This is a genomic window from Flavobacterium sp., from assembly GCF_040402895.1.
Taxonomy (GTDB): domain Bacteria; phylum Bacteroidota; class Bacteroidia; order Flavobacteriales; family Flavobacteriaceae; genus Flavobacterium.
Window position 1 is genome coordinate 36,717 of the sequence record NZ_JBBALR010000002.1, and the last position, 20,392, is coordinate 57,108.

The following is a 20,392-nucleotide window of genomic DNA, read 5'->3' on the forward strand; positions in this document are numbered from 1 at the left end:
AACCAAGTTTATACAATCTATGAAGCCCTTCAAAATCCTACCTTTATTTGTAATTGTTTTTTCTGTATTGTCATGTAATAAAACTGACGAAGAAAATTACACTCCCATAACTGAAATCTACCCTGCGGTAAATGCAGAATTTGGTAGCTCGGTCGATTTAAACAATTTAGCCAATTATGCGAACCAAACCGTTCCTGCATACATCAATAAAGACAATAGTGCATTAAATCCAATCTCGGACAAAGGAGCAACTTTAGGTAGAGTTTTGTTTTACGATAAAAAAATGTCTTCAAACAATACCATATCTTGTTCAAGTTGCCACAAACAAGCAGTAGCTTTTGGAGATGACAGTGTAGCAAGTACCGGAGTTAATGGAACTACAGGACGCCATTCTATGCGATTAATTAATACACGTTTTGCTGTAGAATCTAAATTCTTTTGGGACGAACGTGCCGCATCTTTAGAAATTCAAACTACAATGCCAATTAAAGATCACGGAGAAATGGGATTTAGTGGTACTAATGGCGATTTAAATTTTAACGCTTTAATTACAAAATTAAGCGCTATAAATTATTACAAAGAGTTATTTAAATTTGTATATGGCACTGAGGAAATTACAGAAACTAAAATTCAGTTTGCTTTAGCGCAATTTATTAGAAGTATTCAATCATTCGATTCAAAATACGATGTTGGACGTGCAGGCGCACCAAATGACGGAGCACCTTTTGCAAACTTTACCGCACAAGAAAATCTGGGTAAAAACTTATTTTTAACCGCTCCTGTTTTTAATAATTCTGGTGTAAGAACAGCTGGCGGAGTTGGTTGTGCAGGATGCCATGCCGCACCAGAATTTGACATTGATCCTAACACAAGAAACAATGGAATAATTGGAAGTATTAATAATACCGGAATTGACATTACAAATACCCGAGCGCCTTCTTTAAGAGATTTAGTAAAAGTAAATGGTACTACAAACGGACAAATGATGCATACAGGAGTAATTACCTCACTTCAACAAGCCATTGGTCATTATGGTACTATAAATATTGCGCCAGGAAATACTAATTTAGATCCAAGATTAAGACCCAATGGTGTTGGACAACAATTAAATTTAACCGCGACAGAAGTTGATGCTGTTGTTGCTTTTTTAAGAACCTTGTCTGGTACCGATGTGTATACAAATTCGAAATGGTCTAACCCATTTAATTAAAACAAAAATCCCGCTCTAAAATATTCAGAGCGGGATTTTTTTTATCATTTTTTTAGAAAGCTACATTCCATTTAGGAAGTGTGCCCTTATCTTTTAAATAACTTTGTAAAACAGTCGCTTCAACAAATGTTGGAATACTTTTTGTTTTTCCTGTAAAAGTTTCATACCAAACTACTTCTAAAGCTGTAATTTCTTCTTTTTTCATTTGTGCTGGCCAAGAATATTTTCTACCGGTTTTAGCAAATTGATGTCCGTTTACAATTTTATCGTATAAACCACCACTTTTTACTTTCAATGTACCGTCATTTTGAACCGTACCCGTTGAACCTACCATAATTAATTGTTTTTCTTCGTTACTTGCATCAAACACTAAGAAAACTCCACTTGCACCATCTGGAGCATTACAAACCTCTTCTAAGTTTAGATCTGTTGTAAATAAAAAACTATTTGTTGATTTGTATTTTTTTAATTCTTTTTCCATTTTAATTTAATTTGCAACTCAGTCAAATAACTAAGTAAACTTGATTAGTATAAGTAATAAAAGCTCCACAAAAGGAGCTTTTATTATTATGTATTTTAAATACAGGAAATTATCCCATAATTTCTTTTACTTTTTTTCCTATTTCAGCTGGAGAATCTACAACATGAATACCACATTCTCTCATGATGCGTTTTTTAGCTTCAGCCGTATCATCTGCACCACCAACAATTGCACCTGCATGACCCATTGTTCTACCTTTTGGTGCCGTTTCACCAGCGATGAAACCAACAACTGGTTTACGATTTCCATCAGCTTTCACCCATTTTGCAGCATCCGCTTCTAATTGACCACCGATTTCACCAATCATAATAATACATTCCGTTTCAGGATCGTTCATTAATAATTCAACCGCTTGTTTTGTTGTTGTTCCAATAATTGGATCTCCACCAATACCAATTGCAGTTGTTATTCCTAAACCTTGTTTTACCACTTGGTCTGCAGCTTCGTAAGTTAAAGTTCCTGATTTAGAAACAATACCAACTGTTCCTTTTTTGAATACGAAACCTGGCATAATACCAACTTTAGCTTCACCTGGAGTAATTACTCCCGGACAGTTAGGCCCAACTAAACGACAGTCTTTACCTTGAATAAAATCGTATGCTTTAATCATATCTGCTACAGGAATTCCTTCTGTAATACAAATAATCACTTTAATTCCTGCATCTGCAGCTTCCATAATGGCATCTGCAGCAAATGCTGGCGGAACAAAAATAATTGATGTATCTGCTCCTGCTGTTTTAACAGCGTCTTTAACTGTATTGAAAACAGGTCTTTCTAAATGTAACGTACCTCCTTTACCTGGCGTTACTCCTCCAACTACATTTGTACCATATTCAATCATTTGAGAAGCGTGAAACGTTCCTTCACTTCCTGTAAATCCTTGAACTATAATTTTTGAATTTTTATTTACTAAAACACTCATGATGTTATTTGATTTTTTAAAGTTGAGCAAAAATAAGTTTTTTGCCAGTAATAAATTAATTTTTTGAGATTTTTTTTATACTTTTTTGCTAATTTGATATCCATTAACTTTTAAGTAACAGATGAAATACTTTTAGCTACTTCCCTTTTAGTTTCTCTATTATTTCTGGGATACGCTTAATATTAGCTAGTTGTTTTAATTTTTCGCGAGATTCCTCAATTGGTGTTCCAAAATAGGATTTTCCACCTTCAACAGATTTTGTTACTCCAGTTTGGCCCATAATCACAGCTTTTGTACCAATAGTTATTCCACTGGTGGTACCAACTTGTCCCCAAAGTGTTACCTCATCTTCAATTATTACACAACCTGCAATACCGGTTTGGGAAGCAATTAAACATTTTTTTCCAATAATGGTGTCATGTCCTACATGAACCTGATTGTCAATTTTAGTACCTTCACCAATAGTAGTATCACCTGTTACGCCTTTATCAATAGTACAAAGTGCCCCAATTCCTACATTGTTTTCTATAACAACTCGTCCACCTGATAGCAATTGATCAAAACCTTCCGTACGTTTTTTGTAGTAAAAAGCATCGGCTCCTAAAATAGTACCTGCATGAATAATTACATTGTCACCAATTATTGTATTATCGTATATGGAAACATTGGAATGAATCAAACAATTTTTACCAATTTGGACCTGATGTCCAATAAAACAATTTGGTTGTATTAATGTGCCTTCGCCGATTGATGCCGTTTCTGAAATTGAAACATTTGAAAATTGAAAAGGTCTAAAATATTTTGTCAATATATTAAAATCTCTAAAAGGGTCATCTGAAATTAACAATGCTTTTCCTTCCGGACATGGTACTTCTTTGTTTATAAGTACAATTGTAGCCGCTGATTGCAACGCTTTATCGTAATATTTTGGATGGTCTACAAAAACAATATCGCCTGGTGTTACCACATGAATTTCATTCATACCATAAACTGGAAAATCATCTGATCCAACATAAGTAGAATTGATAATTTCAGCAATTTGTTTTAATGTATAGGTTTTGTTGAATTTCATTTTATAAAATAAAAATAGTCAATAAAAAAAGTGAAAAGTCTATACTTCTCACTTTTCACATAATACTATGTTAAACTCTTTCCATGTATTTACCAGATGCGGTATCAATTTTAATTTTATCACCCTCATTAATAAATAAAGGTACATTAATGCTAGCACCGGTTTCTACTGTTGCTGGTTTGGTAGCATTTGTAGCTGTATTTCCTTTTAAACCTGGTTCGGTATAAGTTACTTCTAAAATTACAGAAGCTGCCATATCTACAGAAAGAGGTAAATCAGTTTCTGTGTTGATTTGAATCATTACATTTTCACCTTCTTTTAATAAATCTGGTGCATCTAAAATATTTCTATTTAAAGTAATTTGTTCAAAAGATTCGATATTCATAAAGTGAAATTCATTTCCTTCGGGATATAAAAATTGGTACGTTTGTGTTTCTACACGCACTACATCTATTTTATGACCTGCAGAAAACGTATTGTCTAATACTTTTCCGTTAGTTAACGATTTTAATTTTGTTCTTACAAAAGCAGGACCTTTACCTGGTTTTACGTGTAAGAATTCGATGATTTTATAAATGTCGTGGTTAAATTTAATACATAAACCATTTCTAATATCTGATGTACTTGCCATTTTGTTTGTTTTTAATTATGTTCCTATTTTTTTTAAACGCTTCCTGTGTAGCCTTTCATGATTCCGCGAGAAGAGTTTCTAATAAAATCTAAAATTTCATCTCTTTCTGGTGTTGCTTCCATTTCGGCTTCAATAATACTTAATGCTTGAGAGGTATTATAATTTTTCTGATATAAAATACGGTATATATCTTGAATTTCTTTGATTTTTTCTGTGGTAAATCCTCTTCTTCTTAAGCCAACAGAATTAATACCTACATAAGATAAAGGTTCTTTTGCTGCTTTTGAAAAAGGTGGTACATCTTTTCTTACTAGACTTCCACCAGAAACCATTGCGTGGTCTCCAATGGAGATAAACTGATGTACGGCAGCCAAACCACCAATAACTGCAAATTGTCCAACCGTAACATGACCTGCTAAAGCCACACCATTTACAATAATAGCATTGTCACCAATCATACAATCATGCGCAATATGTGCGGTTGCCATAATTAAACAATTTTTGCCAATTACCGTTTTTCCTGCTGCAACAGTTCCTCGATTAATGGTTACACATTCTCTGATTGTAGTGTTATCACCTATTATTGCTAAAGAATCTTCACCGCCAAACTTTAAATCTTGTGGTACGGCAGATATAACAGCTCCTGGGAAAATATTACAATTTTTACCAATTCTTGCGCCTTCCATAATGGTTACGTTAGAGCCTATCCAAGTTCCTTCACCAATTTCTACATTGTTATGAATGGTAGTAAACGGATCAATAACTACATTTCTTGCAATTTTTGCCCCTGGATGAACGTATGCTAAAGGTTGATTCATATATTTTTATTATTTTATTTCCGAATGTTTTTCAATGATTAAACAAATTTAAACAATGGATTTTATATTTAATCGTTTTTTACTTTTACAATTTGTGCCATTAATTCGGCTTCAGAAACCAATTTACCGTTGGCATATGCATACGCTTGCATGTGGCAAATTCCTCTTCTAATAGGTGTAATTAATTCGCATTTAAAAACGATGGTATCACCTGGTAACACTTTTTGTTTGAATTTTACATTATCAATTTTCATAAAGAATGTAAGATAATTTTCTGGATCTGGTACCGTGCTTAAAATTAAAATACCACCCGTTTGTGCCATAGCTTCTACTTGCAACACACCAGGCATTACTGGTGCACCTGGAAAATGTCCTATAAAGAAAGGTTCATTCATAGTTACGTTTTTTAGGCCTACTACATGCGTTTCAGATAATTCTAAAATTTTATCTACTAATAAAAACGGTGGTCTGTGAGGTAGTAAATCCATAATTCCATGGATATCTAATACCGGATCTTTATGTAAATCGTAAACTGGAATTTGATTTTTCTCTTCCAATTTAATAATTTTTGAAACTTTTTTAGCAAACTGTGTGTTTACAAAATGTCCTGGTTTAGTGGCAATTACCTTTCCTTGAATTCTTCTTCCAATTAAAGATAAATCGCCCACTATATCTAATAATTTATGACGAGCCGCTTCGTTTGGATGATGCAACGTTAAATTATCTAAAATTCCGTTTTCTTTTACAGAAATATGTTCTTTGTTAAAGGCCTTTTTTAAATTAGCCATTGTTTCGTCAGAAATTTCTTTATCTACGTATACTATGGCATTATTTAAATCGCCACCTTTAATTAATCCGTTATTTAATAGTGCTTCTAATTCATGTAAGAAACTAAATGTTCTACATTCTGCAATTTCCGTTTTAAAATCAGAAATGTTTTTCATGTTTGCATTTTGTGTTCCTAATACTTTTGTACCAAAATCAACCATTGCAGTAACACAATAACTATCACTTGGTATTATTGTAATTTCGCTACCTGTAGCTTCATCTAAATATGAAATGACATCTTTTACAACATATATTTTTCGTTCGGCTTCTTGCTCAACACAACCTACTTTTTCTAATGCTTCTACAAAATATTTGGAAGAACCATCCATAATAGGTAATTCTGATGAATTTAATTCAATTATCACATTATCTAAATCACAACCTACTAAAGCTGCCAAAACATGTTCAGGAGTTTGAATCATTACTCCTAATTTCTCTAAATTAGTTCCACGTTGCGTGTTTACTACATAATTTGCATCGGCTTCAATTATTGGGCTTCCTTCTAAATCGACACGTACAAATGTAAAACCATTATTAATTGGTGCGGGTTTGAAAGTAATTGTAACTTCCTGACCTGTATGAAGTCCGACACCTTTTAAAGAAATTTCGCTTTTAAGAGTTGTTTGTTTTAACATGATTTTATTTATTATTCTTTTTTAATTCTTCAATTTCATTAACGATTTTAGGTAAGTTTTTAAAATGGACAAAAGACTTCGCAAAATCGCCATAATTAAATGCTGGACTTCCTTGTACTACTTCTCCGTCTTTTAAACTTTTTCCTATACCTGATTGTGCTTGTATTTTTACATAATTTCCAATGGTAATATGCCCTGCAATACCTACTTGGCCGCCAATCATACAGTTTTTACCAATTTTGGTAGAACCTGCAATGCCAGTTTGAGCCGCAATTACGGTATTTTCACCAATTTCCACATTATGTGCTACTTGAATTTGGTTGTCTAACTTTACACCTCTTCTGATATACGTTGTACCTAATGTAGCTCTATCTACTGTAGAACACGAACCAATTTCTACATAATCTTCAATTACAACATTTCCAATTTGTGGAATTTTTGTAAACGAACCATCTTCTTGTGGTGCAAAACCAAATCCATCTGAACCAATAATGGATCCGGAATGAATGGTTACATGATTGCCTATTTCTGTTTCAGAATATACCCTCACTCCTGCAAAAAAGACACAATTATCGCCAATTGTTACATTATCGCCAATAAAACTATTTGGATATATTTTTACATTATTTCCAATTCGTACGTTTTTACCAATGTAGCAAAAACTACCTAAATATAAATTGTCTCCATAAGTTACACCTTCCGAAATTATAGAAGGTTGCTCTATACCCGATTTCATTAGTTTAATTTGATTGTAATATTCTAATAATTTTGAAAAAGAACTGTACGCATCATCGACTTTAATCAATGTGGCTCTTACTTCATTTTCAAGTTCATATGATTTATTTACAATAACTATTGTGGCGTTTGTACCGTATAAATAATTGGAATACTTAGTGTTAGCTAAAAAAGTTAGCGAACCTTCTGTTCCTTCCTCTATTTTAGCTAATTTATATACTTCAGCATCTGGATTTCCAAAAACTTCTCCATCTAAAATGCCTGCTATTTGTTCTGCTGTAAATTTCATCTTTGCAAAAATATAAAAATTAACCTTAATCTACCGCTTTAGGATAACAAATAAAATATTTAACGATGGTTTTAGACAATGCTTTTAAATGCATTTGATCGGAAGCGGCTACCACATTTTCAATTGTTTTATCCTTTTTTAATATCCTAATTGGCTCCGAAGATTTGCTATAGGCCTCATTTTTTATTTTCCCTTTGAAAACAAAATAGTCCACATCTTTGTCGGAAAGATTATATAGTTTTGTGTACTTTTCTTTCAATTCTAACAACTTGATTTTGTTTATTTTATCTTCTGTTAATTCAATCTTTAATAGATTTCTATTAATAACCATTTTACTTAAAGAACTCAGCACAAAATCATCGTGAAATTGCCATTGTTTTATAGCTCCTAACACATCGTAATCATCTAAATTAGAAAACGTATCTAAGATGGTTTTATCTATTTGTTTTAATTCAATTTTATGGTTTAAAAAGAACAATAAAAACGGACTTCCAAATAACACCTCACCTCTTGATGTAAGTTCTTTTGCTCGTTTTAATATCTTTGTCAATGTTAATTCGGCTACAACGCTGGTTTTATGCAAATACGCTTGCCAATACATCAATCGGCGCGCCATTAGAAACTTTTCTATAGAATAAATTCCTTTTTCTTCCATTACCAGCACGTCATCTTGTACGTTTAGCATTTGAATTAATCGTTCGCTATTTACGTTTCCTTCATTCACACCGGTATAAAAACTATCGCGTTTCAAGTAATCCATTCGATCCATGTCTAACTGACTGGAAATCAATTGCAACATAAATTTTCTATGGTATTCACCTTTAAAAACTTGGATAGCTAACGCTAGTTTACCGTCAAATTCCTTATTTAATTGTTCCATGAATAACAACGACAATTCTTCGTGATGTACTTCTTCCAATACACTATTTTCTAGAGCATGACTAAAAGGTCCGTGACCAATATCGTGTAATAATATCGCTATATATAATGCATTTTCTTCTTCATCAGAAATGGCTACACCTTTAAATTTCAAAGTTTGTACCGCATTTTGCATAATATGCAAACACCCTAACGCGTGATGAAAACGGGTATGGTGCGCACCTGGATAGACCAAATAAGACATACCCATTTGAGAAATTCGTCGCAATCGCTGAAAATACGGATGCTGAATTAAATCGTAAAGTAAAGTATTGGGGATGGTGATGAAACCATAAATTGGATCGTTGAGTATTTTTAATTTATTAATTTGGCTCACAAGATATGTTTTTGTGTAACAAATGTAAGAAAAAATAGAATAAGTTTTTTATTGTTTTAATATGAGTTTGTTGAACTTAAAAACAGAAGGCTTTGGAACATTTTACTTATACGTTTTTTGAAAGTGTAGATTTGAATTTTCAAAAATTTCAAAATTTTACACAATTTTTAAGAAATTTTACGTTTAAGATATAGTAACTTGCACTTTTAAATCCAACATACGATGAACAATATAAAAATACTTTGGGTAGACGACGAAATTGACTTATTGAAGCCACATATCTTATTTTTAGAAAAGAAAAACTATACCGTTACTACTTGTAACAACGGACAAGACGCGATTGACTTATACAAAGAAACCGCTTTTGATGTGGTTTTTTTAGATGAAAATATGCCAGGACTTTCGGGTTTAGAAACGCTATCGGAAATGAAAGAGTTCAAATCTTCTACACCTGTAATTATGATTACAAAAAGTGAGGAAGAATACATTATGGAAGAAGCTATTGGTAGTAAAATTGCCGATTACTTAATAAAACCCGTAAATCCGAATCAGATTTTATTGAGTTTAAAGAAAAATTTAGACCATTCGCGTTTAATTTCTGAAAAAACCACTTTGGATTATCAGAAAGAATTTAGAAAAATTGCTATGGAAATGTCTATGGTAAATTCGTTTGATGAATGGGCAGAATTTTACAGAAAATTAGTGTATTGGGAAATAGAATTGGAAACCATTGAAGACCATAATTTAATTCAAATTTTAGAAAGCCAAAAAGCGGAAGCCAATTTGCAATTTGGAAAATTTATTGAACGCAATTACGAAGATTGGTTCGATGAAAAAGCAGACAAACCGATTTTATCGCATAAATTATTTGGTGAATTAGTAGCACCCGAAATTCGTAAGAAAGACAAGCCTATTCTGTTTGTAGTTATCGACAACTTGCGTTTGGATCAATGGAAAATTTTCGAAAGTATAGTATTCAATCATTACAAGCCTGAAAAGGAAGTGAACTACTACTCTATTTTACCAACCGCTACACAATATGCCCGAAATGCTATTTTCGCAGGATTGTTGCCGTTAGAAATGGAAAAGAAATATCCACAATATTGGAAAAACGATACCGATGAAGGTGGAAAAAACATGCACGAAGCTGATTTTTTAAACGAACAACTAAAACGTTTGGGCTTAAACATTAAAAGCGAATACTATAAAATTACCAATTTACGTGATGGTAAGAAGTTGGTAGATAATTTTAAATCGTGCAAAAACAACGATTTAACTACTATTGTGTACAATTTTGTAGATATGTTATCACACGCTAAAACCGAAATGGATGTGGTAAAAGAATTGGCGTCTAATGACAAAGCGTATCGTTCTTTAACGTTAAGTTGGTTTAAAAATTCGCCTTTATTAGAAATGATTCAACAAGCACAACAAATGGGTTTTAAACTTATTATTACTACCGACCACGGTACGATTAACTGCAAAAATCCATCGAAAGTGATTGGCGATAAAAACACCAGTTTAAATTTACGATACAAAACAGGTAGAAGTTTAACGTATGAAGAAAAAGATGTTTATGCTGTAAAAGATCCTAAAAAAATAGGTTTACCCACAATAAATATGACCAGTTCGTATATATTTGCCAAAAGCGATTTCTTTTTAGCCTATGTAAACAACTTTAATCATTATGTAAGTTATTATAGAAATACGTATCAGCACGGTGGTATTTCGTTAGAAGAAATGATTATTCCGTGTATAGTTTTGAATCCAAAGTAGAATAGGTAAAAGGTTTTGGGTATGAGGTAAAAGGTGAAAGCCAAACCCTTAACCCTTAACCCTTAACCCTTAACCCTTAACCAAAAATAATGACTGCCACATTCACATTAGAAGAAATAAATAAAGTAGCTAAAGAAATTCTTGCTACGCCAAGTTTAAAAAAAGTAATTACTTTTCATGCCACAATGGGCGTGGGTAAGACTACTTTAATTAAGGAAATAGTAAAAGAATTAGGCGTTATAGGAAATTCAAGCAGCCCAACATTTTCGTTAGTTAACGAATACGAATCGGAAACGGGTGAAACCATTTATCATTTCGATTTGTATCGACTAAACACTGAAATGGAAGCTTACGACATGGGAATTGACGAGTATTTTTATTCGGGAAATTGGTGCTTTATTGAATGGCCAGAAAAAATACCGCATTTATTACCATTCGACCATGCGTCTATTGTAATGAGGACGCTTCCCAATGGCAAAAGAGAATTGTTGTTAAATAATGATTAAAACAGGGTTATCCTTATAAAAACGTTTCAAAATAATTTATTATATTTGATTTTAATAATAGCGCAAAACAGCTGTACTGCACCAAAATGAAATACTGCGTTTAGTTGTAGAACGTTATTTGGATACATAAATCAAGTTTTGAAAAATGAAAAACAATCAAATAAAACTTATAAATTACATGAAATCTCATTTTAAAAAGATAGGGATCTTTAATATATTGTTTCTTACAATTGGCCTATTTTCCATTATTACTTTTTATTCTTGTGATAAAGATGATAGTCAGCAAAATAACAATGACAATTACTATATAAAATATAATATAAAAGCTCCAAGTCCTTATGGTCGTTTTAGTAACTGGACTGCCTCTACTCCTGATGGGACATATAGTAATAATGGTCTTCAAACAAGTAATTGGAATCAAACATACGGCCCAGTCAATAAAGGATTTACATGTAAAGTACAAATAGGCAATTATCAAGGCGGAACTCCAACTATTGAAATACATGTATCAAAAAATGGAGACCCCTTTACTTTAAAAACAACTATGACCGGTGCTTCAGCATCTTATGTAATAAATTTTTAAATTTTAGTGTTGCTTTGTAATTAGTCAGTGACTCAACGGAAAAAGAGAATTGTTATTAAAAATGATTATAAAAACCTCTCATTCTAAACTTGTTTCAGCATCTCAAACCATTGGTTTCCTATATTATTTAGCTGCTGGCTTGTAACTTAATAGAAAATTACTTAATTTGGCTACAAAATCAAAACACGTATGTCAATCTATACTCCATTTTCAGCCAAACAATTGCTTCCGCAAGAAGAAAAATTGGAAGTTGGCAAACACAAAAGTGAATTGTTTATAGGGATTCCTAAAGAAACTTCCTACCAAGAGCGTCGTATTTGTTTAACGCCCGATGCGGTGAGTTCATTGGTAAGTCACGGACACCGTGTGATGATTGAAAGTGATGCGGGTAAAAATGCCAGTTTTTCTGATAAAGAATATGCAAATGCAGGCGCAGAAATAACACAAGATACCAAAAAAGTATTTTCTTGTCCTATACTTTTAAAAGTAGAACCGCCTACTTTAGAAGAAATTGAAATGATGAACTTAGAAGCCATTCTGATTTCAGCCATTCAATTAAAAACACAGAAAAAAGAATATTTTGAAGCGCTTACCAAAAAGAAAATCACCTCATTAGCATTTGAATTTATTAAAGACAGCGATGGTTCGTATCCAGCAGTAAAATCGTTAAGTGAAATTGCAGGAACGGCCTCGGTTTTAATTGCCGCCGAATTAATGATTAATAATAATGATGGTAAAGGATTACTTTTTGGAAACATAACAGGCGTACCTCCTACTGAAGTTGTTATTTTAGGTGCAGGAACGGTTGCCGAATATGCCGTACGAACTGCATTAAGCTTAGGCGCTAACGTAAAAGTATTTGACAATTCAATTACAAAATTACGACGATTACAAAATACATTAAACCAAAGAATATTTACCTCTACCATTCACGATAAAGCCTTATTAAAAGCGTTGCGAAGATGTGATGTAGCTATTGGGGCCTTAAAAGGGGAAAATAGAACACCCATTGTAGTTACAGAAACAATGGTAGAACATATGAAAAAAGGGGCCGTAATTGTTGATGTAAGTATTGATACGGGTGGTTGTTTTGAAACCTCAGAAATTACCACGCACGAACACCCTACCTTTATAAAAAACAATGTCATTCATTATTGTGTGCCGAATATTCCTTCACGCTATTCTAAAACCGCAAGTATATCAATTAGTAATATTATCACGCCAACATTAATTAACATTGCTGAAGATGGTGGGATTGAAACGGCAATTCGTTGCAATAAAGGATTGAAAAATGGTATCTATTTTTACCACGGAATTTTAACCAATAAATCCATCGCCGATTGGTTTCAATTGGAACATAGAGACATTAATTTAATTGTTTTTTAATTCAATTACCCATTACAAAATGACATCTAAAAACATTTCTAATGCTTTACTTCGCACGCTTTTTATACTTGCAGGCATAGTGTTTTTGGGCTATATAATTGGAGTAATTTCGTCGGTATTAATTTATGTTATTGTAGCGATTTTATTAAGTTTTGTGGCGCAACCCATTTCTGATTTTTTGCAAAAAAAGTTACGCTTTCCTCCTATTTTAGCTATTATCTTGTCATTAACACTGTTTATTGTTTTAGCGTTTGGCATCTTATTATTATTTGTGCCTTTAATAGTTAGTCAGAGTAAAAATTTAGCGTTGCTTGATATGGTGGCTTTAGAAAAAAATTCTGTATTATTTATCAATCAAGTAGATGTTTGGTTGCAAACCTATGATATTCAGTATAAAAAATTAATAGACATTCAGAAGATTACACAATCGTTCAATTTTAATTTTATTACCGATATCTTGAATTCGATAATTGGTTCTATAGGAAATTTTGGAATGGCTATTTTTTCGATATTTTTTATTTGTTTCTTCTTATTGAAAGATCAAAAACTTATTACAACAAATTTACGAGCCGTTTTACCTGCGAACCACAGATGGCGCATTTTAGCTTCGCTTTTGCGTATAAAAAATATGCTATCTAAATACACGATTGGCTTATTAACACAGCTATTATTGGTATTTGTAATGTACTTAATTGTATTATTAATTTTTGGTGTAGAAAATGCGTTTATTATTGCCTTTTTAGGCGCTATTTTAAACATTATACCTTATATCGGACCCATAATTGCTTTAGTAATGACGGCGTTTTTAACCATATTAGGGCACATTCACGAAGATTTTCAATTGGTAGTAATGCCCACCACATTATACGTTATCATTGGGTATTTTATTGTACAACTTATTGATAATAATGTAAGCCAACCCATTATTTTTTCTAAAAGCACGAATTCGCATCCTTTAGAAATATTTTTGGTAACATTAATTTCTGGTACACTTTTAGGGATATTAGGAATGATTATTGCCATTCCAGTTTACACGGCTTTAAAAGTAGTACTGAAAGAGTTTTATCCTAAAAGTACTTTTATTCAAATAGTAACCAAAGGTTTGTAATGCAGCTATCTCTTCTTTCCGCCGAAATTCAAGAATACATTCATAATTCTTTACAATCCAATATTTCAAAATTAGCGTTATCTAAAAACCCTTTTCCTGAAGTAGATTGGAAAGAAATTATCAATCAAATTGTTTCTAAAAATAAATCGCAACATAAACTTCCAACTTGGTTTAACACGGATAACATTTACTATCCGCCAAGTCTTTCCATAGAGCAAACCTCTTCTGAGATAACTGCCAAATACAAATCTGAATTAATTTCTGGCACCTCACTGATTGACTTAACCGGTGGTTTTGGCGTGGATGATTATTATTTTTCGAAAAAATTTGAGCGAGTTATTCATTGTGAAAGAAACGCGGCACTTTCTGAAATGGTTCAACATAATTATAGTGTGTTAAACGTAACTAACATTACTTGTTTGGCACAAAACAGCACCGATGTTTTAATGCAATCCGACAGTACTTTTGATTGGATTTATATTGATCCAAGCAGACGAAGTGATGTAAAAGGAAAAGTGTTTTTACTTAAAGATTGTTTGCCAAATGTGCCTGAAAATTTAAAATTATATTTTTCTAAAAGTAATTCCATTTTAATAAAAACTGCGCCAATATTAGATATTACTTCGGGTTGTATGGAATTAGAGAACATAAAAGCCATTCATATCGTAGCCATTGAAAACGAAGTAAAAGAAATTCTATGGCTTTTAGAAAAAGGATATGATGATGAAATTGAACTATTAGCCGTAAACATTCAAAAGGAAAAAACAGATTATAATGCTTTTATTTTAGGAAACCATACACCCGCTCGCTTTAGTTTACCCCAAGAATTTTTGTATGAACCAAATGCACCTTTACTAAAATCTGGTGGTGTAGATTATTTGTGCGATGCGCTGCATGTTTCTAAATTACATCCGCATTCGCATTTATTTACCCATATAGAATTAATAGATTTTCCTGGAAGACGATTTATTATTAATGAAATGATTCCGTTTAAAAAAGAAAATCTTAAAAAGCACCTTGAAGGTAAGAAGATGAATATTACCACTCGTAATTTCCCTTTAACTGTTGAAGAAATTAGAAAAAAATATAAAATTGCAGACGGTGGTACTGTTTATGCTTTTTTTACCACCAACATAAATAACGAAAAGATTATATTAATTTGCACAAAAATTTAAAGATGAATTTAGCCTTAAAAATAACTGTTTTACTTTTTTTAACCCAATTTACGTTTTCACAAGACAAACCTTGCGAATATGAAATTGACGTAGCTACAGATACCAGCAACACACGTGTTTTGAAAGATAAAATTGTTGATGAAAGTGTTTTTGGAAACACTACTTCTTTTTTAACTTTTAAGCTTTTTAATGTAGATGGTTTCATTGGCTTAAACTTTCAATACTTACAAAAAAGTAAAGATTTTTTATCTCCAATATGCATTGACAAAAGCACGAAAATATATTTAGAAATGGCGAATGGAAAACAAGTTAAGCTTATAAATTCTTCAGATACTGAAACGTGTAACGAATTGCAATACGATGCTGTAGAAAAAAATAACCTGCGAATTTTGTCTGGTTTCTTTTATTTTACTCCTGAAAATTTTGAAGATTTAAAAACGTCGAAAGTGTATTTAATTAAAATTGCTGCCGCAACTGGTGATGTGAATTTTGTAATTAAACCAGAGCTTGATTCTGAAATTTATAAAGAAAAATCGAATCCTGATTCTTATTTTATAAATAACTTAAAGTGCTTGGGTATCTAATAAAAGATTAGACTTTTGTTTTTGGTTTTAATGTAATTTTTAAAAATAAAAACCCAAATACCCCTGCAATTAAAGAAGAAAGCACAATTATTAATTTGGTGTTATTAATAATTATTGGGTTATCAAACGCTAAAAGTGTAATAAAAATAGACATTGTAAAGCCAATTCCGCCTAAAAACCCAACACCTAAAATGGATTTCCAATTCATATCACTTGGAAGTTGACACCAACCTATTTTTACAACCAGAAAAGTGAGAATAAAAATACCTAATGGTTTTCCTACAACCAAGCCCAACGCAACGCCTAAACTATAATTTTCCGTAACAACTTCAGCTAAATTACCATTCATTACAATAGCGGTATTCGCTAAGGCAAAAATAGGCAAGATTATAAACGCCACAGGTTTATGTAAAATATGTTGTAAAATATAAGAAGTAGATTTAGTTCCACCATTTCCAAACGGAATAGCAAAAGCTAATAGTACACCTGTGATTGTAGCGTGTACACCAGAATGCAACATAAAATACCACATAAAAATCCCACCAATTAAATAAGGAAGAAGGTTTTTAACTTTAAAATATTTACCCAAAACATAAAGAAATAAAAATAGGCCTAAAGCCATGACTAAATTGCTCCACAAAATAGTTTTCGTATAAAAAATGGCAATAATTAAAATGGCTCCTAAATCGTCAATAACGGCTAAAGCAGTTAAAAATATTTTTAAAGACAAAGGCACTCGATTTCCTATTAAAGATAAAATTCCAATAGCAAAAGCAATATCTGTTGCCATAGGTATTCCTGCACCGGATTGCGTAACCGTATCAAAATTAAATGCTAAATATATTCCAGCAGGAATTGCCATTCCTCCAATAGCAGCAAATATAGGCAATAAGGCATCTTTAATATTAGACAATTCGCCTTGATAGATTTCTCTTTCTAATTCTAGGCCAATTAATAAGAAGAAAATAGTCATTAAGCCATCGTTAATCCAATATTCTATCGATTTACCTGAAAACTCGGTTAACCAAAAATGATGGTAACTTTCTCCAAAAGCAGAATTAGCCAGTAATAATGACGTGATGGTGCAAACCAATAAAATCAATCCGCCAAGTTTTTCACTTTCAAAAAAATCTTTATATACTTGTGTTACTTTCATTCTTTCTATTTATACTGCAAAAATACTCTATTTTACCCGTAAAGAATAGTAGGTAAACGAAATCATATCACTAATATACAAAAAGCCCAAGTAACTTTCGCTACTTGGGCTTTTAAAACAAATTAACTTTTACTAATATTTATTAACTATTAGCGACGTGAAATTCTATTAATCCGTCTATTGGACGTCTCAATACATTCCCTATTTTGATTCCGTATTCATTTAAAACGGCTTCTAATTCCTCTTTTAAATAAAAAGCAATAGAACCAACAAAATGAACAGGAACTTCTTTACAATTATCAAACTGCATAATATAATTTTCAATAAAAGAAACCAATTCTTCTCTAATGTATTTTTGGCAAAAATCGGTATTTTTGTGTTTAATTAAAAACTTAGCATACTTAGCTAAATAGGCATTTGGGTTAGGTTTCTTGTATAAATTTTCTTTAACTGCATCTGGTTCAACATTAAATTCTTTTTCAAATTCTGTGGCCAAATTCGCAGGCATTTTATTAAAATAATAACCACGTAATAAATGACGACCAAATCTATTTCCACTACAATCATCCATAGCCATATAACCCAACGACTGTACTTTTTGATGTAAAATTTGCCCATCAAAATAACTACAATTTGAACCTGTTCCTAAAATACAAACAATCGCTTCTTGATTTTTAGGAGTAGTAGCAAATACAGCAGCGTAGGTATCTTCAAAAACAGCTACAGCAGCATTTTTAAAATATTCCTGAAAAACCTCTGTTAAAAAGTTTTTCATTCTATCAGTTCCGCATCCTGCGCCATAAAAGAACAAATGTGCTACTTTTTCTTTGTTATGTGAGATATCAAATTTATCTTCTAAACGGGAAATTATTTCTTCTTTAGTTAAAACTTCTGGATTTAATCCTAAAGATTGTGTGGTAAATATTATCTTACCGTTTGTGTCTATGGCAATCCAATCTGCTTTAGTGGAACCACTGTCTACAAGTAATTTCATTTTTTTTTGAATATTGAGTATAGAAATTGAGTATAGAAAATAGATTTTGAGTTCTATTCTCTATACTCAAGTATTTATTTTTTTATTATTTTATAGCATTGATATGAACTGCTAAATCGATTAGTTTAGAAGAATATCCATATTCATTATCGTACCAAGAAACCAATTTAAAGAAAGTTGAATTTAAACCAATTCCGGCATTAGCATCTACAATTGAAGTACGCGTGTCTGATACGAAATCTTGAGATACAACTAAATCTTCCGTATATCCTAAAATACCTTTCATAGAAGTTTCTGAAGCGTGTTTCAATACACTCATAATTTCTGCATAGGTAGTTTCTTTAGCTAATTTCACAGTTAAATCTACTACAGAAACATCAACAGTTGGCACACGCATAGACATTCCAGTTAATTTTCCATTTAAATCTGGAATTACTTGTCCTACTGCTTTTGCAGCACCTGTTGAAGATGGAATAATATTTACTGAAGCGGCACGACCACCTCTCCAATCTTTTCTTGAAGGACCATCAGCAACCATTTGCGTTGAAGTAGATGCATGAACTGTTGTCATTAACCCTTCTACAATTCCGAAATTATCATGAATTACTTTTGCTAAAGGAGCCAAACAGTTTGTAGTACATGATGCATTAGAAACTACAGTATCTGCTGCAGTTGCTTTTTCATGATTTACACCCATTACAAACATTGGAGCGTCTGCTGAAGGTGCTGAAATAATTACTTTTTTTGCACCCCCTACAATATGAGCATTTGCTGTTTCTTTAGTGGTAAAAAAACCAGTACATTCTGCTACTACATCAGCGTTGATTCCTGCCTCATCCCATTTAATTTGAGCTGGATCTCTTTCTGCAGTTACTCGAATATATTTATCGTTTACGTATAATTTTCCATCCTTAACTTCTACTTTTCCAGCAAAACGACCGTGTACTGAATCGTATTTTAATAAATAAGCCAAATGATCTACATCTAATAAATCGTTAATGGCTACAACTTCTACATTGCCTCTGTTATATGTTTCTCTAAAAACAATTCTACCAATTCTACCAAATCCGTTAATTCCAATTTTTACTGTTGACATACTATTTAAATATTTGATTCCGATGGAACCTGTTGTTTGTTAATAATTATAAATTTTGTATTGCTATTAAATATTTTTTTTTATTATGAAGAAACAATATCTGAAACTTTTACAAGTTCTAAATCAATCTCACTTTGTCCTTTTATGGCTTGTTCTAATGGTGTTAGACAAATTTTGTCATATTGTATTCCAACCATGTAATTAGATTTACCTTCTAATAAACTTTCCACTGCTTTTACGCCTAATCGAGAAGCTAAAACCCTATCAAAACAAGAAGGTGATCCTCCTCGTTGCATATGTCCGAGCACCGAAACACGTACGTCATATTCAGGCATGTTTTCTTCTACGAAATCTTTAAGCTCAAAAACGTTTTTACCGATTTTATCCCCTTCAGAAACGACAACAATACTTGATGTTTTTCCTGATTCTTTACTTTTTTTCAAAGAATCTACTAAACGATCTAAACCAAAAGCTTCTTCTGGTATTAAAATTTCCTCTGCTCCTGCACCAATTCCTGCGTTTAACGCAATATGACCAGCATCTCTGCCCATTACTTCTACAAAAAACAAACGATTATGTGAGTTGGCTGTATCTCTAATTTTATCAATGCAATCAACAACTGTATTCAATGCGGTATCGTAACCTAAAGTATGACTTGTTCCAAAAATATCGTTATCAATAGTGCCAGGAATTCCAATTACAGAAAAACCAAATTCTTCATTAAATTTTTCTGCACCAGTAAACGTTCCGTCACCTCCAATAACAACTAATGAATCTACACCATTGGCTTTTAAATTATTATAAGCCGTTTTTCTTCCTTCAACAGTCATAAAATCTTTTGAACGCGCTGTTTTTAAAATAGTGCCACCTTTGTTAATAATGTTTTTCACGTCACGTGGTCCCATTGGTTTAAAATCGCCTTCAATCATTCCTTGATAGCCACGATAAATTCCAACACACTCAATATTATAATAAGCACAAGCACGCACAACGGCTCTGATAGCTGCATTCATACCTGGCGAATCTCCGCCTGAAGTTAAAACTCCAATTTTTTTAATTGCTGTTGACATATTTAATACTATATTATTTGTA

General features: G+C 32.2%; 20 protein-coding genes. 8 read left to right on the plus strand and 12 right to left on the minus strand.

The features are described from left to right. Window positions 1-19 precede the first annotated feature (19 nt). Window positions 20-1,210, plus strand: a complete 1,191-nt coding sequence (locus ABWP60_RS02225) for a cytochrome-c peroxidase (protein ID WP_353147891.1) — start codon at window positions 20-22, stop codon at window positions 1,208-1,210. Between the two features lie 52 nt (window positions 1,211-1,262). Here the strand turns inward: ABWP60_RS02225 and ABWP60_RS02230 are convergent, their stop codons facing one another. The 8 genes from ABWP60_RS02230 to ABWP60_RS02265 all read right to left on the minus strand — a co-directional run bounded on the left by ABWP60_RS02230 (window position 1,263) and on the right by ABWP60_RS02265 (window position 8,936). Next, on the minus strand, window positions 1,263-1,691 hold the full coding sequence (locus tag ABWP60_RS02230; RefSeq protein ID WP_353147893.1) for a hypothetical protein: 429 nt from the start codon (window positions 1,689-1,691) through the stop codon (window positions 1,263-1,265). Between the two features lie 109 nt (window positions 1,692-1,800). Then, window positions 1,801-2,673 (minus strand): succinate--CoA ligase subunit alpha, encoded by an 873-nt coding sequence (gene sucD / locus ABWP60_RS02235; protein ID WP_353147896.1) that lies wholly within the window; start codon window positions 2,671-2,673, stop codon window positions 1,801-1,803. A gap of 136 nt (window positions 2,674-2,809) precedes the next feature. Next, complete coding sequence (locus tag ABWP60_RS02240; protein ID WP_353147899.1) at window positions 2,810-3,745, minus strand: UDP-3-O-(3-hydroxymyristoyl)glucosamine N-acyltransferase; 936 nt, start codon at window positions 3,743-3,745, stop codon at window positions 2,810-2,812. Window positions 3,746-3,815: 70 nt separating this feature from the next. Next, window positions 3,816-4,376: an elongation factor P gene (gene efp / locus ABWP60_RS02245; RefSeq protein ID WP_353147902.1), complete on the minus strand. Its 561-nt coding sequence runs from the start codon at window positions 4,374-4,376 to the stop codon at window positions 3,816-3,818. Between the two features lie 32 nt (window positions 4,377-4,408). Continuing rightward, window positions 4,409-5,194 (minus strand): acyl-ACP--UDP-N-acetylglucosamine O-acyltransferase, encoded by a 786-nt coding sequence (lpxA, locus tag ABWP60_RS02250; protein WP_353147905.1) that lies wholly within the window; start codon window positions 5,192-5,194, stop codon window positions 4,409-4,411. Between the two features lie 68 nt (window positions 5,195-5,262). Continuing rightward, complete coding sequence (locus tag ABWP60_RS02255) at window positions 5,263-6,657, minus strand: bifunctional UDP-3-O-[3-hydroxymyristoyl] N-acetylglucosamine deacetylase/3-hydroxyacyl-ACP dehydratase (RefSeq protein ID WP_353147908.1); 1,395 nt, start codon at window positions 6,655-6,657, stop codon at window positions 5,263-5,265. Window positions 6,658-6,661: 4 nt separating this feature from the next. Further along, a complete protein-coding gene (gene lpxD, locus ABWP60_RS02260; protein WP_353147911.1) occupies window positions 6,662-7,681 on the minus strand; it encodes a UDP-3-O-(3-hydroxymyristoyl)glucosamine N-acyltransferase in 1,020 nt (339 codons plus the stop codon). Between the two features lie 25 nt (window positions 7,682-7,706). After that, a complete protein-coding gene (locus ABWP60_RS02265; protein ID WP_353147914.1) occupies window positions 7,707-8,936 on the minus strand; it encodes an HD domain-containing protein in 1,230 nt (409 codons plus the stop codon). Between the two features lie 222 nt (window positions 8,937-9,158). On the opposite strand from ABWP60_RS02265, the gene porX reads away from it, so the two are divergent. The 7 genes from porX (at window position 9,159) to ABWP60_RS02300 (ending at window position 16,054) form a co-directional block, all read left to right on the plus strand. Continuing rightward, entirely contained in the window at window positions 9,159-10,712 is a 1,554-nt protein-coding gene (porX, locus tag ABWP60_RS02270; RefSeq protein WP_353147916.1) for a T9SS response regulator signal transducer PorX, read from the plus strand. Window positions 10,713-10,801: 89 nt separating this feature from the next. After that, the gene (gene tsaE / locus ABWP60_RS02275) at window positions 10,802-11,218 is read left to right on the plus strand and encodes a tRNA (adenosine(37)-N6)-threonylcarbamoyltransferase complex ATPase subunit type 1 TsaE (RefSeq protein WP_353147919.1); all 417 of its coding nucleotides are present in this window, start codon (window positions 10,802-10,804) and stop codon (window positions 11,216-11,218) included. Between the two features lie 145 nt (window positions 11,219-11,363). Beyond that, the gene (locus tag ABWP60_RS02280) at window positions 11,364-11,801 is read left to right on the plus strand and encodes a hypothetical protein (protein WP_353147922.1); all 438 of its coding nucleotides are present in this window, start codon (window positions 11,364-11,366) and stop codon (window positions 11,799-11,801) included. A gap of 189 nt (window positions 11,802-11,990) precedes the next feature. Then, complete coding sequence (locus tag ABWP60_RS02285; protein ID WP_353147925.1) at window positions 11,991-13,187, plus strand: alanine dehydrogenase; 1,197 nt, start codon at window positions 11,991-11,993, stop codon at window positions 13,185-13,187. Window positions 13,188-13,206: 19 nt separating this feature from the next. Further along, on the plus strand, window positions 13,207-14,295 hold the full coding sequence (locus tag ABWP60_RS02290; RefSeq protein WP_353147928.1) for an AI-2E family transporter: 1,089 nt from the start codon (window positions 13,207-13,209) through the stop codon (window positions 14,293-14,295). Further along, window positions 14,295-15,470 carry a THUMP-like domain-containing protein gene (locus ABWP60_RS02295; RefSeq protein WP_353147931.1) on the plus strand — a complete coding sequence of 392 codons (1,176 nt, stop codon included), beginning with the start codon at window positions 14,295-14,297 and terminating at the stop codon, window positions 15,468-15,470. The genes ABWP60_RS02290 and ABWP60_RS02295 overlap by 1 nt, the downstream gene beginning before the upstream one ends. A 2-nt stretch (window positions 15,471-15,472) precedes the next feature. Further along, window positions 15,473-16,054 carry a hypothetical protein gene (locus ABWP60_RS02300; RefSeq protein ID WP_353147934.1) on the plus strand — a complete coding sequence of 194 codons (582 nt, stop codon included), beginning with the start codon at window positions 15,473-15,475 and terminating at the stop codon, window positions 16,052-16,054. A 7-nt stretch (window positions 16,055-16,061) separates the two neighbouring features. Here the strand turns inward: ABWP60_RS02300 and nhaA are convergent, their stop codons facing one another. The 4 genes from nhaA to pfkA all read right to left on the minus strand — a co-directional run bounded on the left by nhaA (window position 16,062) and on the right by pfkA (window position 20,370). Then, on the minus strand, window positions 16,062-17,210 hold the full coding sequence (gene nhaA / locus ABWP60_RS02305; RefSeq protein WP_353147937.1) for a Na+/H+ antiporter NhaA: 1,149 nt from the start codon (window positions 17,208-17,210) through the stop codon (window positions 16,062-16,064). 142 nt (window positions 17,211-17,352) lie between these two features. Next, on the minus strand, window positions 17,353-18,204 hold the full coding sequence (locus tag ABWP60_RS02310) for an N-acetylglucosamine kinase (protein WP_353147940.1): 852 nt from the start codon (window positions 18,202-18,204) through the stop codon (window positions 17,353-17,355). Window positions 18,205-18,289: 85 nt separating this feature from the next. Continuing rightward, complete coding sequence (gap, locus tag ABWP60_RS02315) at window positions 18,290-19,300, minus strand: type I glyceraldehyde-3-phosphate dehydrogenase (protein ID WP_353147943.1); 1,011 nt, start codon at window positions 19,298-19,300, stop codon at window positions 18,290-18,292. An 83-nt stretch (window positions 19,301-19,383) separates the two neighbouring features. Continuing rightward, window positions 19,384-20,370 carry a 6-phosphofructokinase gene (gene pfkA, locus ABWP60_RS02320; RefSeq protein WP_353147946.1) on the minus strand — a complete coding sequence of 329 codons (987 nt, stop codon included), beginning with the start codon at window positions 20,368-20,370 and terminating at the stop codon, window positions 19,384-19,386. Window positions 20,371-20,392 lie beyond the last annotated feature (22 nt).

Coding starts and splice junctions, on each gene's coding strand:
- sucD (WP_353147896.1), bottom strand. CDS start 2,673: ATGAGTGTTTTAGTAAATAAAAATTCAAAAATTATAGTTCAAGGATTT.
- efp (WP_353147902.1), bottom strand. CDS start 4,376: ATGGCAAGTACATCAGATATTAGAAATGGTTTATGTATTAAATTTAAC.
- nhaA (WP_353147937.1), bottom strand. CDS start 17,210: ATGAAAGTAACACAAGTATATAAAGATTTTTTTGAAAGTGAAAAACTT.
- ABWP60_RS02290 (WP_353147928.1), top strand. CDS start 13,207: ATGACATCTAAAAACATTTCTAATGCTTTACTTCGCACGCTTTTTATA.
- ABWP60_RS02255 (WP_353147908.1), bottom strand. CDS start 6,657: ATGTTAAAACAAACAACTCTTAAAAGCGAAATTTCTTTAAAAGGTGTC.
- porX (WP_353147916.1), top strand. CDS start 9,159: ATGAACAATATAAAAATACTTTGGGTAGACGACGAAATTGACTTATTG.
- ABWP60_RS02285 (WP_353147925.1), top strand. CDS start 11,991: ATGTCAATCTATACTCCATTTTCAGCCAAACAATTGCTTCCGCAAGAA.
- gap (WP_353147943.1), bottom strand. CDS start 19,300: ATGTCAACAGTAAAAATTGGAATTAACGGATTTGGTAGAATTGGTAGA.
- ABWP60_RS02300 (WP_353147934.1), top strand. CDS start 15,473: ATGAATTTAGCCTTAAAAATAACTGTTTTACTTTTTTTAACCCAATTT.
- ABWP60_RS02310 (WP_353147940.1), bottom strand. CDS start 18,204: ATGAAATTACTTGTAGACAGTGGTTCCACTAAAGCAGATTGGATTGCC.
- ABWP60_RS02230 (WP_353147893.1), bottom strand. CDS start 1,691: ATGGAAAAAGAATTAAAAAAATACAAATCAACAAATAGTTTTTTATTT.
- ABWP60_RS02225 (WP_353147891.1), top strand. CDS start 20: ATGAAGCCCTTCAAAATCCTACCTTTATTTGTAATTGTTTTTTCTGTA.
- ABWP60_RS02280 (WP_353147922.1), top strand. CDS start 11,364: ATGAAAAACAATCAAATAAAACTTATAAATTACATGAAATCTCATTTT.
- ABWP60_RS02240 (WP_353147899.1), bottom strand. CDS start 3,745: ATGAAATTCAACAAAACCTATACATTAAAACAAATTGCTGAAATTATC.
- lpxD (WP_353147911.1), bottom strand. CDS start 7,681: ATGAAATTTACAGCAGAACAAATAGCAGGCATTTTAGATGGAGAAGTT.
- lpxA (WP_353147905.1), bottom strand. CDS start 5,194: ATGAATCAACCTTTAGCATACGTTCATCCAGGGGCAAAAATTGCAAGA.
- ABWP60_RS02295 (WP_353147931.1), top strand. CDS start 14,295: ATGCAGCTATCTCTTCTTTCCGCCGAAATTCAAGAATACATTCATAAT.
- tsaE (WP_353147919.1), top strand. CDS start 10,802: ATGACTGCCACATTCACATTAGAAGAAATAAATAAAGTAGCTAAAGAA.
- pfkA (WP_353147946.1), bottom strand. CDS start 20,370: ATGTCAACAGCAATTAAAAAAATTGGAGTTTTAACTTCAGGCGGAGAT.